Below are 13,623 nucleotides of genomic sequence, written 5' to 3' on the forward strand. Positions count from 1 at the left end.
GAGGAAGACCTTGAGAATGGCAAGGCCAAGAAGTGCAATACCACCGAGTCGGATCGATCGCACATCGCGCAAGAATCCGATCACAACGACGACGATCCCGTAGAGGATCCACACGCCGGATAACACAAGGTGCAACTTGTTTAAGAGCGTGCTCTCTTCATACATGGTCTGCGCATTGTCGTAAGCGATCCAAAGCGACCAAACAGATTCTGTGCTTGCAAGAATGAAGGTTGTGGCAACGATGCCAAGAGCTGCAATGGTCCGATAGATCTGCGAGATCGTATGATTCGGACGCCAGAAAAAGACAGACAATGCAACTGCAACCATCAGTCCAGTGCCCGTACGCACGTTCATGAATGCTGTGTAGTCGGCATTCAATCGGAACCACGACATTTCAATGATCCATGCGGCTGCAACGATATAGGACATGATCACCGCTGCAAACGTGAGCGGTCCACTGTTCCGATAGCCCGTGATCAGCCATACCCCAGCACTTGTGGCCGCTGTTGCTGCAAGCCCCACGCCACAGGCAGCGTATTGGATATGATCGCTGCCGCCAACCATTGTGTTGAACACTGCATCTCGCACTTCTGCATAAACGAACATCATGGAAGTGATCCACCCCACGATCTCGAACAACATGGCAAATGGTTGAGTTCTCACCGATGTGAGGAGAAGCTGAGACCGAGCAATGAACACGGTGGCGCCGATCACTACGATGTAGGATAACGTGCGCATCGAGAACACGGGCAGGTACGAAGCTTCTTCCATGAGTGCCCCGTCTGAAGCAAGCGCGAAGAACAGTGTGATGCCACCGGAGAGAACAAGTGCGGTTCGTGCGGTGGCCAATAGTTCGAGTCGGCGGAATGCCACGTATCCTACAAGTGCCGCCATGCTGCCAACGATCCGGGAAACGTTCGGGTCATCAACCACCACTCCGTTCAGCGACAGCGTGATGATTCCGGCAGAGGCAACAACTCCGTGAAAGAAAGGGTCGCTAACACGTGGTGCGCGCAGGTACACCAGTACAAACGGAATGATCGCTGCCATGGTGAGAAAGAGATGCTGGATCCATTGCTCAGAATCATCCGTAACAACTGCGAGGAAACAAACGAGGAGTCCATAGTAGAGAGTGGCGTGCACCAATTCGAGACTGGCCAATGTTGATGCGGCAGTAGCTCTTCGATAGTGATACCCAAGGCCCAGTGCCATGGTAAGCAAGAGGAAGACACTGCCTATGATCACATCGTCTCCTGCACCGGTGACGTTGAACCACATCATCCACCACGTTACAACACCAAAAGATGCAATGAACGCTACCGGACGCCATGTGTCCCTCCAAAGCGCCAATGCGTACAGTCCAACAGAAAGCAAACTCAGATACGTGAAGAGCCCTACTGTATTCATCTCACCGGTTGACAGCCATGCCGGTGTTGTAAGTCCACCGATCGCGGCCATGATCACGATGGCAAGTGAGTTATGTGCTAATGCCCTCCAAACCGCTAGGCACGTAACACCGATCATGAGAACAAAGGCAAGGGGCTGAGGGAGGATCTCGTAGAATCCGTACGTGGCGTAGGCAGAAAGGTAGAGGATGGTGATAGAAGCCGAGACGAGACCCTGAGCAAAACCAGCCAGCCCCTTCTTCATCCATCGATGTGCTGCATACATCAGTGCTGAGCCGGCTGCAAAGCCGATCATGACGCGGCCAACAGGCGGAATGAGATCGTTGTCAAAGGCATACTTCAAGAAGAAGATCACTGCCAGAACGATGGCCGCAGCGCCAATGCGGTTGAGGAGCTTGCCGCCGATGAGCATTTCCCACTCGGCGTTGGTTCGTGCTGGAGATGGGACTGAGGATGGGACTGGGGATGGGACTGGGGCTGAAGATGGGACGTAAGATGGGACTGAGGATGGGACTGGGGATGGGACGGGGGATGGGACGGGTTCCGTCTTCTGTGCTGTGATGGTTCTGCCGAGATCGAGTATGTCGATGCGGCGCTGGAGTCTTTTGACTCGATCGTACAAAAGCACGATGAAGATCCATGGACCTAGAACAGCGAATAGGCCGATCAGCGTGAACGGTAGAAACTCCATGACTCGCCCCCATTGAGAGACAATAGACTTCTTACGATGACAACATACGTCGATTGCGTGCAATGAGGATCGCCATCTCGATGGCTTCGGCCGTGCTTGCAGGATCCACGTTTCCGTGTGCCGCAAGATCATAGGCCGTACCGTGATCCGGCGATGTGCGTACGATGCGAAGTCCGGCTGTGCAGTTCACACCAGCCCCCTTCGCGAGGAGCTTTAATGGGATGAGACCTTGGTCGTGGTACATGGCCACGATGCCGTCGTAGCGCATGTATGCGCCAAATGCGAAGAACCCGTCCGCGGCGTGTGGTCCATCTGCATGATAACCGTTAGCAACAGCAAGGTCGATAGCAGGTTTGACGAGTTCTTGGTCGATGGTGCCGATCACGCCGTGTTCACCGGCATGAGGATCAACGGACAACACGGCGATCTGCGGATCGATGAGTCCGAGATCAACAACAAGGTGATGCTTCAAGGCTGCTATACGCTCAACGATGCTCTCAATGGAAAGTGCATGTGCAACTTCCGACAGTGCAACATGCACAGTGGCAAGGGCCACACGCACATCGCGCGTGCACAGCACCATGAGTGGCGTTTCTTCAACAGCCGCAGCTACCATTTCTGTCTGGCCGGGATAGGTCCAACCCACCTTCGTCAGTCCATACTTGTTGATCGGCAGAGTAACGAGAGCATGGGAGGTGCCATTCACTGTGCGGGAGATAGCCGACTCTAGAGATGCTATCGCACATCGAGCTGCGTCGTCTTGAACCGTACCGGGGACGATGCCGGAGGGTGTATCGATCGAAACGATCGAGATCACATTCGATCCGATCGTCCAGGTGCCATTGCGAAACGATCCGGGGAGTCGGTACGCCGACATTGCCGCGACCAAGGTTGACTCATCAATGGCCAGTTCGATCGACGCATTGAACGTGTGCGTTTGACAAGCGCCGGCAAAACAACGCAGGCCCACGCCATTCACATCACCGCACGAGACTGATAGCGCGATGTTCATCGAACACCGGAAGCCCTTCTTCGACGGGTTTTATAGAAGTTCAGCAGCATCCCAACAACTGCAACGTTGGCGATGAGTGCCGTGCCCCCTGAACTCAAGAAGGGTAAGGGAATACCCATCACCGGAAAGAGTCCGATGGCCATACCGATGTTCACCATCGTATGGTAGATGAGCAAGGATGCAAAGCCGATCGCGATGATGCTGGCAAAGGAAGAGCGGGCAAGACTGGCGATGTTGAGTGATCGCAATACAACACTGGCGAGAAGGGCGATGACGATGGTCCCGCCAACAAATCCGAATTCTTCCGTTGGTACACAGAAGATGAAGTCCGTCCACTGTTCAGGGATATACCGAAGCTGCGTCTGTGTGCCTTTAAGGAATCCCTTTCCGGTCACTCCGCCGGAACCCACGGCAAGGATCGACTGGATCACGTGATAGCCCGTTCCGCGCGGATTACGCTCAGGTTCGAACAAGGTGATGAGGCGGTTCTGTTTGTAGGGTTCAAGCTCATTGAACACAGGCTTCACTGCAAGTCCGCCGCCCACGAGAACAACACAGGCCACTATCGTAAGGATCAGATTTCGTCGGAACAGAAATGCTCCTAATGCGACGAGCGCAGCAACGATGGCAAACCAGATCATGTTGTCGAACAACACACCATACAATGCTGACGCGGCAACAAACGGAGCTACTGCAATGAAGTAGAGGATGAAGAGATCGCCCCCTGTCCAGAGATACACACCGAGCATCATGGCAAGGAAGACCGTTGCAGAGCCGGTATCGGGCTGAAGCATGATCAGTCCCACTGGCAACAAGAACATTCCGCCAACCCAGGCGAGGTCTCTCAGAGATCGAATGTTGAAACCCTTCCTGCCCGTGTATCGAGCCACCGCCATGAGCGTTGTGAGTTTGGCGAGCTCTGAGGGTTGGAAGGAGAAGCTTCCGATCTGGATCCAACATCGTTGACCATTTACGACGTGACCCAATGGTGTTAGCACGGCGAGAAGAAGGAGAATGCCGATCCCATACATCGGATAGGCAAGATCCCTCATCCATCGTTCAGGAATAAAGAAGAACGTGCTGGCCGCAGCGATGCCAATGCCGGCAAAGATGAGCTGACGTTTGAAGATGGTGTCGGAGCCCATACCGTACGCAGCACTGTAGATGGAGATCAGCCCCATCGCAACAACACCGGCCACAGCAAGGAGCAGACCCCAGTCGAGCAGGTCATTCACGCGACGTTGCAGAGCAACATCGTCCTCGTCCAGCATAAATGAGTTCAGAGCCATGTCCGCCCCGTGATCCGTTCGAATGCTTCAATGTATTTCGCTCGTGTACCTTCTATCACTGACGAAGGAAGGGTAGGGGGCGGATAGGTTTTGTTCCAATCCGTGGTCTCCAGCCAGTCTCGCAGGATCTGCTTGTCAAAGTTGTATTGCGACGTTCCCGGAGCATACTCGGAAGCAAGCCAATACCGTGATGAATCCGGCGTGAGTGCTTCATCGATCAGGATCACCTCGCCATCGATCACACCAAACTCAAACTTGGTGTCCGCAAGGATCAGCCCCTTGCTCTCAACATCCTTAGAGGCGGCATTGAATAAGGCAAAGCTGTGGTCGCGGACAACGGATGCTACATCGCTGCCAAGAATTTCGGCTGCTTGATCAAACGCGATGTTCTCGTCGTGACCTTCTTCTGCCTTTGTTGCGGGCGTGAAGATGGGCTCGGCAAGTTTCGACGACTCTTCATATCCGTCGGGCAAGGAGATGCCGCAAACCGTACGCGATGTTTTGTATTCCTTCCAACCGGATCCGGCAAGGTATCCTCTCACCACACATTCTACAGGGAGGGGGCTTGTCTTTCGTACGATCATGGAGCGACCCGTGAGCAGCTCTTGTTCTTCCGATGTGAGTCCGTCGATCGTTGAAACATCATACGAGATGATGTGATTGGGAACCACTTGGCCGAGAGTGTCGAACCAATACGCGGAGATGGCCGTAAGGAGAGCCCCTTTATCAGGGATGGTCTCCTGCATCACTACGTCAAAGGCAGAGATACGGTCGGTGGCAACCATGAGGAGTCTATCCCCCAGGTCATAGACATCGCGGACCTTGCCACGTCGGAACAGTGGGTAGGCAGAAAGAGACGTTGTGTGCACCATGGAATACTCAGCCCGCAAGGGCGCGTTGAATGAGCGTAACGCCCAGGATGATAAGAGCCAATGAAGCGATCATGAGGAACGTTGTATTGCGTGCACCAATAGCGTCGCCACGCTTGATGAAGCGAGGGGCCATGTGGACACAACCAACGGCAACGAGCATGATAAAGGCATGTTCAAGTCTGAACCGCAATCCGTCACCCAGCTCACTCCACTTTGCAATAAGCTGCGTTACGCCGAGGATGAGTTGCAGCGTTACAACGATCGTATACACACGCACCGCCCATATGCTGAGGGTATTCAGCGGTTGTTTGCGGATGGTGTTGATGAGCGGAAAGACAACGCCGAGGGCAGCCAAGAGGTAGATGACGTGCAACATCTTGGCGTGAAGAACATAGAGGGTTTCCATGACTGCAAACTACGTGTTCCGACGGGAATGTATCTTGCCAACCATGCGTTTTCTCCTCATAGTTTTCTTGTTGATTGCGGGGATCGGAATCCGGGCTCAGGATCAACCACCGACTCAGGATCCGGAACCACTTTTCTATGAGCCCCTTCCCTATGGCAGTATGTCCATGTTCACACCATGGGGCGTGGTGCTCAATGGGAGTTATGATGTGCTGCAGCTCGACGGAAAGGATCGCAGGATCACCAAGCTGCCTTATGGAACCGGCTTCCTGAACGTCCTCGAGAATACGTTTGTTCACCCTGGCGCCACGATCAGTCAGATCGGCTGGGGAAAGTGGCTCACCACCGAGGTCTTTCCCCTGAATTTCACCAAGGAAGGGGGCCAGTGGCTTCCGAACTACCAGCTCCACCTTATTGGGGGCGGTATGACCTACCGCATGCTTGCCGAGTGGTATCAGTACCAGGGAGTTGCGGCACCTGAAGTATGGTCGGCCTCCACCATCATGTTCTACCACCTTCTGAACGAAGCCGTTGAGAACGAAGCCTACGTGGGCTACAACACCGACCCGATAGCGGACATCGCCCTGTTTGACTGGCTGGGGATCTTGCTTTTTACGAGCGACGATGTGGCCCGGTTCTTTGCGAAGGATCTGAACATGACAGATTGGTCGCAACTCCCCATGATCACCTTCCCGCACGGTCAACTCGGCAACAACGGCCTCTACTATTCCCTCAAATGGAACATCCCGGGTTCGGACCAATGGAGCGCTTGGTACTACATGGGCATGGCCAACATGGCCGGAGCGTCGTACAAATTCAACAGTGAGCACAGCATCACGGTAGGGGCCGGAGCCAGAGGGAAATACCTCTACGAGATCGACCCGCGCGTCCGTCTGCTCACGTTAGAACTCGTCCCCACCGGCGGCATCTTCTGGGACAGAAACAACTCCCTCCTCGCCTCGATCACGGCAAGTGGTCAGGAAGACCAAACCGTTATCCTCAATGTCTACCCCGGCGTTCTGAACATCACCGACGATATCTCTCCCGCCATTTGGGCCGCATGGGGCTCCAACGGAACGTATGGCATTGGTGTGGCGATCAGGGCAGGGATAGGGGTGGGGTATAGGAATCAGTAGATACGGAGATACGGAGATACGGAGGTACGGTGGTACGGAGGTTCACATTGACCCGCTGAAGGTTGATTGCAACATTTAACCAGACTCGGATGGAGTATGCGACAATGACTCGAGGTAGTAGGCGAATTGTCGATAGTTGCGTCGTTTCTGTACTGTAACTTGGCTTAGAGCAGTAGCTGAGTGGAGACTAAGTAAGAGAGGTCTTTCTCAGCCTCTCTGTTTTATCGATGAAACGTGCATGAATGAAGCCTGGAGTAGAGCAATGAAGCTCATGACACTTGTATTGGTTTGCGCTTTATGTACCACACCTTCTCAGGGGCAGAAGAGAGCTTCACAGCCGGTTCCAGGCACCATCTGTAGAATTGAAGTTCCAGACGGATTTGTTGCATCAAGTGAATTCTATGGGTTTATCAATAGCAACAATGGTGCATCGATAATGATAAGTGTGATTCCGGGTTCCTATTCAGCATTGCTTAAAGCCTTTACACCAGAGGCATTAGAGGCTAAAGGAATGAAGGTTCTCAAAACTGAATTGGTTCGAGTTGATAAACAAGACGCTACACTGTTTTCAATTCAGCAATTTGCCTCCGGCGTTAAGTATTACAAACAAACCGTCATGTTTGGTGACGAACATAAGACCACGATCATCAATGGTATCTACCCTGCAAGTTCAGCTATCGCAGGTGAGATCAGACAATCGATTCTTTCCTATCATCGAGACACAGCTCAGAAACGCTCCTTTGAGCGGGAGTCATCGTTCTCTGTTAATGTAGAAGGCACATCCTTAAAGTATGTAAACAACATTTCCGGTATGATGATATACAACGAAGATGGCGCAATGCCCTCTGCGTCGGCCTCGCTAGTTGTTGGAAGTTCGCTGGGAAAAGTCCTGAACATTGGCAACAAAAAGGAATACACCGTTGATAGATTGAAGAAATTGCCAAATGGGGAGCTTGCCCAGATTCAACGAGTTGACTCGATAACAATCGGTGATTTAAAGGGATATGAAGTAGTTGCTAACGGGGTTTCTAGCGGTGGTTACCCCGAACTCGTCTACCTGTTGATGCTTTATAAAGACAGTTTGGGCTATTACATGGTTATAGGTCGCTCCTTGGAGAGCCAAGATAAGATGCTGCATACCTTCATGAAGGTAGCAAGAACGTTTAAGGCTCAATGACGCGACGTCACAGTCGCCCAATGGAATTTCGATGAACTTAGACCATTTATCGTCCAGCTGACGGAACCCGTCGGGGAGTTCCGTGTGGAATGCGCGGTGTGTGATACAGATCGACGGTTGAATGAATAGTAGGTCGTCGAAGAGCTTGATGTGATAGCCGATGCGGTACGAGTTGAACATCTGAAAACCTTTGTCGATCTTCTCGCCGTTGTCATTGACGAATACCTGGTACGTTGGCATCAATGAAGTAGTACTTCCTGATGCACCCTCAAAGAACGAAGTAGCTCTTATCGGATCGTTGTCCCGCTTCGAGCAACACAGTCCCCTTCGCTACTGAACGAAACACGTCCAACGACACAATAGCGTTCTTCTTCTCTTCAGTAAGAGAAACGTATCCCGATAAAAAGTCAGAAAGGATGTCTTGCAATCTTCTCACTACTGTAGGTGATCATCATTAGCTTATTAGCACATTAGCACATTAGCACATTAGCACACCATGCAGCGTTGCATTATTCACGCGTTCGATCTTCACATTGATCGTATCTCCCACCATGTAGTCTGCAAGGCCGTTGTGGGGCCATACTACGGTCTTGTTGGTGTCGGTGCGACCCTTCCAGTCCGACGTGCTGCGTTTGCTCGGACCTTCTACGAGGACGGGGTGGATCTTGCCGATCTCGGTTTCGTTGATCTCATGGGCGATGGTGTTGAGGAGGGTAACGATCTCGCCGAGTCGACGTTTCTTGACGTGGTCGGGAACGTCGTCTCCCATCTTCCAAGCCTTGGTGTTCTCGCGTGGTGAGTAGGCGAACATGAACGCACCTTCATAACGAACCTGACGCATCACGTCCAGTGTGCGTTGATGATCTTCCTCTGTCTCCGTGCAGAATCCGGAGATGATGTCGGTACTCATTGCACACGTAGGCATTGCCTGCTTGATGCGTTCGATGCGCTTGAGGTAATGCTCAACGGTGTACGTGCGGTTCATGAGTTCGAGGATCCTGTCGGATCCTGACTGAATAGGAAGATGGATGTACTTGCAGATGTTGTCGTGCTCGGCCATGGTGTCGATGAGTTTGTCACTCATGTCCTGCGGATGCGATGTAGTGTAGCGTACACGCATGCCTGGTACGGCGCGGGCCGTTGCAGCAAGGAGATCGGCAAAGTCATATCCGGACACGTCGTCTCGGTACGAGTTCACATTCTGACCGAGCAACGTGATCTCCTTGAAGCCGGAATCCCAAAGCCTCTTTGCCTCATCGATGATACTCTGCATACCCCGAGAACGCTCTCTGCCCCGCGTGAAGGGAACCACGCAAAAGGTGCAGAACTTATCGCAGCCGCGGGAGATGGAAAGCCACGCGGAGATTCCCTCTGTACGCAACGGAACGATGTCTTCGTAGGTCTCAACGCGGGAGAGCTTTACGGCAATGCCTCGGTCTCCGTTCATCGCCGTTTCTACGAGCTGGGGCATGCGACGGTATTCGTCGGGGCCGACAACGATGTCGACAAGTTTTGTTTCGAGCAGACTTGACCGCAGTCTCTCAGCCATACAGCCAAGGACACCCACAACGAGATCGTTGTTGTGACGCTTGTGGTACTTGAGCTGACTCAATCGATCGTGCACCTTGTGCTCTGCGTTGTCTCGGATGGCGCAGGTATTGATGAGCACCACGTCGGCTTCGTTGATCTCCGACGTTGCTTCATATCCATCAGCGCGCAAAACGCCCAATACGATCTCTGAATCGCTTGCATTCATCTGGCAACCGTAGGTCTCAACGTAGACCTTGATCCCATTGGAAGGGGCTGGTGGTGCGCCAGGGGCCGGGGAGGTGAGTACGGGAACATGAAGAAATGACGAATGACTAATGACTAATGACGAATGACGAATGTCACGTTTTGGGTGTGTGGAAGCACATAGGGAGACACCCAATTTACGGAGGACGAGATGGGAACGCCACTACAGCAGCGCTCGTAAAAGAAGGAAGAAGGCAGCTATCTAAAGGCTACGATAGATCCGGAAGAAATCAATATGATGCGACTCCGGACAAGTGGTGAGTCCCAAACAATCATGTAGTAGTCAGTAGGGAGTGATCTCAGTGAGTCACGAAATGCAATATGACCGCCATAAGATATAGTTCGCACGAGCTCTCCGTTCATACGATACAATGACGCAGGATATGGGGGCCACGAACCGAACTCTTGTGTGGCAGCCATCTCGTGCGCATCAGACTCAAATGACTCTACAGTTGAAGTGGTTGTGTCAAAGACAAAGGAAAAGTGCATCCTATTGCCACCACCGATGTGTACTCTGTTCTGAATGTTGGCAATAGTTCTCCCCTCTCCTGAGAAACCAGTCTTTGGAAGAGGAACGTGCATCCACGACCGGCCCATATCGCGACTTACTAGTCGCTCGTGACCAGCGCTGTAACCAAGAAGTAGACCGTTTGATTCACGTACGTCAAGCCGATTGGGCAATTGCAATGTCGATTCAACGCCCAGTGGAGATTGTAGCGTCATCGTATCACAGATAAGAATGCCATTGACAACGTGGCAACGGAATTGATATGGTTTGTAGTCATTCGTCTCATCAATAAAACGCACCGCAAGAAACGCTGTCTCACCATCAGAGTACAATGTAGATACATTCGTAAAGTCAACATCGAGTTCGTGTCTGCCAACCCTTAGGGTAGAGTCTGAGTTTGCGACCCAATCGTCAAGAAATCTCGCAACCGGTATATTGTCTCGATACTCTGTTGTTAAAGAGCTAAACTGACGCGAGCCAGTCCGTACAATCCCGGTAGTTAGCGCGACATCTGCCTTTGTGGGCAGGATAGTGAGTTCGCGAAATGAGAGCGACGAAAGGGGTGCGTAGAAGAGGCGATTATCCCGATTGCACACAATTGTGCTGTCTACAATAAAGGCCTCTCCGCTCCAGTTGGTGCGGATCAGGCCAGTGTCAATAGTTGAGATCTGCCACGATGCACCATAATCGCTACTGATTGCGATATGAGCGGAGTCTCCACCGCAGATGATGTGATTGCGGTTTGCAGATTTGAAGAAGTATGTACCCGGAAGGACTGCAAGTGTATCTGACAATTCATTCGGTCTAGCAGCGATAGTCCGATAGATGATAGACCGCCTGTCAGGATGTTCGAGATTCTCATAACGATTCACTCGAGGAGAGAGCACCACCACAAGGTCGCCTTCTGCTTCGCCCCCAGCTAATCCGCTGACGGATTCTGAATACGGTTGTAGTGTGTCTTTATCTGTATCGTTGAAGAACTGAAACAGCCCGCGGATTGGAGTCACTCTCCATGTGGATTGATTGCCCTCCTGAGACAGCAACAGAGGGACGCAAGAGAATGTGCATGCAAGGACAAAAGTGCGACTCTTGACTTGTCCAACTAATGGGCAGAATGTTGCGTTGACCTCATCAGAGTCAATGTTCAGCGAATCAAATGACCTTCTGCGAAATGTACGACCGGTGTCGGAACTCTCATACACTCCAGATACTGAAGGGAAGTAGTTGCCAGTGGCTAGAATTCTCCCATCCGACGTGAACTGCAATGAAAGCGTTCTATCATATCTGCCGTTGATATCATCTGAGTAGGGCGTTGATACCGGTAGCATAAGGCGACTGGTGGTTGACAATCCAGAGTTATGGTTGAAACTGAATACCCGGCCTGAATCCGAACCGACAACTGTATGTGTCTTCGCGATCAGCACTGATCCGTGGTTGCCTTGTTGCCCTTCAATGTAGACTGTAGACCACACTCGGTCTGAATCAGACCACACGGCCATGCTCCCCCCGTCACCAACAGCAACACATCTTCCGAAGGCATAGGAAACAGCCGCAAGTTTATGGTCCTGGGAATACTCTTTAGCCCACTCGCCTTCACCTGAAAACGAACGAGACCAGATCTCGCCACTTCGTGTAACAACAATGAGTTGTTCCTCACGGAAACAAACTGCTCGACAGGATGATGTGTCAGGAAGTCGAATGTCTTGGAAAGCACCGTTGCCTACTCGTGTGAACACAGCTCCGTGATCACCAACTACTGCAATGCTGTCACCTCGTGAAGCTACGTTGCATAGAAAGGGCTGCCCATCTACAGAGTCCCATTGAGTACCCCCGGTGGCAAGGTCAATGAGGCCAACACGACCAAGATCGCCAACAACGACTGCTCTTCCATCATCCAATAAACATGCTCGCGTCATCCACGAAGCACCGATATCTATGGGCGTATGAATGCGAAGATTCCTGACTCGAGCCTGCTGGCCAGATGCCGTTCCGAGTGAAATTGAGAAGAATAGTAGGACGATAAGCATTGCCGTCAGTCACAGGTTGTTAAAGTGCACGGCCCAAATGGTGGACATACTCCGTACTTCCTCCATGCTCCCACAGTGTAGTTGACTGTACCGTCAGCATTCAGGCAAAAGGACATGTCGCGGAAGCAGCAAACGGTACCTACACATGATACATATCTGATCTCCGTAAAAACTCCACCAGACTCCATATAGAGGCTGTTGTAGTACTCCCAAGAATTCAGTGGATCGTAGTCGACTTGAATCGTGGATCCGCTAGGAAACTGATAGACAATCACAGGACGCATGCATGTTGCAAACTTCGAAGTAGTGATAGGTGTGTAATTCGGACAGGGTAGTAGATCGCCAGAAATTGCCTTGTCACGTCCAATTCGTGCCGCAACCGCATTAGAAAGAGCATTCTTAAAAGTAATGGTTGACATGAATGCGTAAATTTGCTGAGTTGAAGCGCATCCTGGAGGTGTCGCAGTTAGTGGGGCCGCGCTCCATTCGGCCACTTCTACTTGGTTGCACCTTGTTTGGAAATACACAGTCACCTCAAAAATGCACGGCGGCGTAGCCGAGTAGGTGATGTTAAACTTCTCAATCTTCGGAATCCACGGATCAGGGCATCCAGGAGTTGACGGCCAAATACATCCCGTTTCTTAGCCAGCCATAAACTGAATCGATAACACAAAGCATGCTGCAATCACAATAAGAACTCTCATATCACAGTCTCCAAATTGATAAGTAGATGAAAAACAGCGGTTCCTTCGGAACCAATATACTGCAATACGAATAAATACCTCATAAATGCCCCCTCGCGTGTTGTCATTCGCATTTGCACACAGGTGCTAAGGTTAAATGTCTTTGTGAATGTCACGTTTTGGGTGTGTGGAAGCACATAGGGAGACAACTAATTTACGGAGGACGAGATGGGAACGCCACTACAGCAGCGCTCGTATGAGCTCACCTTGCGTGTAGCCAATATCTGGATGCAGGGTCAGGGGGCTGGGCACGCCCTTGATGTGCATCGAAGGCTTTTTGAGGCAGCGGCCGACCTCGGGGCATGGACGGAACGAGCTGCGGGTTCTTCCTCGCGCGACGTTTTCCGGTCGTGCTTGTATGAGGTGAACACGAACGTTCGGCTGGTGAAACTTTACATTAGGCTACTCGATGATCTGGGGTTCATTGAACCGGAGGCGGCTAGCCCCCTCCATGATCTTTCGGAGGAAGTACACCGTTTGACAATGGCTGCGCTGCGCACGGCAAGAGATACTTCGCACATAACCGAACGCAATGGTCAGGCGGTACATTCCTAGCTTTGCTG

Annotated in this window: 10 protein-coding genes (1 of these 10 cut by a window edge); 3 read left to right on the forward strand and 7 right to left on the reverse strand. The window is 51.8% G+C overall.

Going from position 1 to position 13,623, the window contains the following annotated elements:
* The 5 genes in view from IPI29_12355 to IPI29_12375 are tightly spaced (at most 31 nt apart) and all read right to left on the reverse strand, a layout consistent with a single transcriptional unit that may run on beyond the window.
* Positions 1 to 2,097, reverse strand: the 5' portion of a protein-coding gene (locus IPI29_12355; GenBank protein ID MBK7413335.1) for a DUF2339 domain-containing protein. It extends 180 nt beyond the left edge of the window; the window shows 2,097 of its 2,277 coding nt (coding positions 1–2,097); the start codon lies at positions 2,095 to 2,097; its stop codon lies off the left edge, out of view.
* 31 nt (positions 2,098 to 2,128) lie between these two features.
* Complete coding sequence (locus tag IPI29_12360) at positions 2,129 to 3,109, reverse strand: 4-hydroxythreonine-4-phosphate dehydrogenase PdxA (protein MBK7413336.1); 981 nt, start codon at positions 3,107 to 3,109, stop codon at positions 2,129 to 2,131.
* Positions 3,106 to 4,398 (reverse strand): rod shape-determining protein RodA, encoded by a 1,293-nt coding sequence (locus tag IPI29_12365; GenBank protein MBK7413337.1) that lies wholly within the window; start codon positions 4,396 to 4,398, stop codon positions 3,106 to 3,108. The genes IPI29_12360 and IPI29_12365 overlap by 4 nt, the downstream gene beginning before the upstream one ends.
* Positions 4,389 to 5,270 carry a phosphoribosylaminoimidazolesuccinocarboxamide synthase gene (locus IPI29_12370; protein MBK7413338.1) on the reverse strand — a complete coding sequence of 294 codons (882 nt, stop codon included), beginning with the start codon at positions 5,268 to 5,270 and terminating at the stop codon, positions 4,389 to 4,391. The genes IPI29_12365 and IPI29_12370 overlap by 10 nt, the downstream gene beginning before the upstream one ends.
* A gap of 7 nt (positions 5,271 to 5,277) precedes the next feature.
* Positions 5,278 to 5,676: a hypothetical protein gene (locus IPI29_12375; protein ID MBK7413339.1), complete on the reverse strand. Its 399-nt coding sequence runs from the start codon at positions 5,674 to 5,676 to the stop codon at positions 5,278 to 5,280.
* Here IPI29_12375 and IPI29_12380 point away from each other — a divergent pair.
* Both IPI29_12380 and IPI29_12385 read left to right on the forward strand, forming a co-directional pair.
* Positions 5,675 to 6,811: a hypothetical protein gene (locus tag IPI29_12380; protein ID MBK7413340.1), complete on the forward strand. Its 1,137-nt coding sequence runs from the start codon at positions 5,675 to 5,677 to the stop codon at positions 6,809 to 6,811. The genes IPI29_12375 and IPI29_12380 overlap by 2 nt on opposite strands.
* A gap of 238 nt (positions 6,812 to 7,049) precedes the next feature.
* On the forward strand, positions 7,050 to 7,988 hold the full coding sequence (locus IPI29_12385; GenBank protein ID MBK7413341.1) for a hypothetical protein: 939 nt from the start codon (positions 7,050 to 7,052) through the stop codon (positions 7,986 to 7,988).
* A 478-nt stretch (positions 7,989 to 8,466) separates the two neighbouring features.
* Here IPI29_12385 and miaB read toward each other — a convergent pair whose 3' ends face one another.
* Both miaB and IPI29_12395 read right to left on the reverse strand, forming a co-directional pair.
* Positions 8,467 to 9,744 carry a tRNA (N6-isopentenyl adenosine(37)-C2)-methylthiotransferase MiaB gene (gene miaB, locus IPI29_12390; GenBank protein MBK7413342.1) on the reverse strand — a complete coding sequence of 426 codons (1,278 nt, stop codon included), beginning with the start codon at positions 9,742 to 9,744 and terminating at the stop codon, positions 8,467 to 8,469.
* Positions 9,745 to 9,980: 236 nt separating this feature from the next.
* Positions 9,981 to 12,317 carry a hypothetical protein gene (locus IPI29_12395; GenBank protein MBK7413343.1) on the reverse strand — a complete coding sequence of 779 codons (2,337 nt, stop codon included), beginning with the start codon at positions 12,315 to 12,317 and terminating at the stop codon, positions 9,981 to 9,983.
* A 911-nt stretch (positions 12,318 to 13,228) separates the two neighbouring features.
* On the opposite strand from IPI29_12395, the gene IPI29_12400 reads away from it, so the two are divergent.
* Positions 13,229 to 13,615, forward strand: a complete 387-nt coding sequence (locus IPI29_12400; GenBank protein ID MBK7413344.1) for a hypothetical protein — start codon at positions 13,229 to 13,231, stop codon at positions 13,613 to 13,615.
* Positions 13,616 to 13,623 lie beyond the last annotated feature (8 nt).

Source organism: Ignavibacteria bacterium, assembly GCA_016707005.1.
Taxonomy (GTDB): domain Bacteria; phylum Bacteroidota; class Ignavibacteria; order Kapaibacteriales; family Kapaibacteriaceae; genus UBA10438.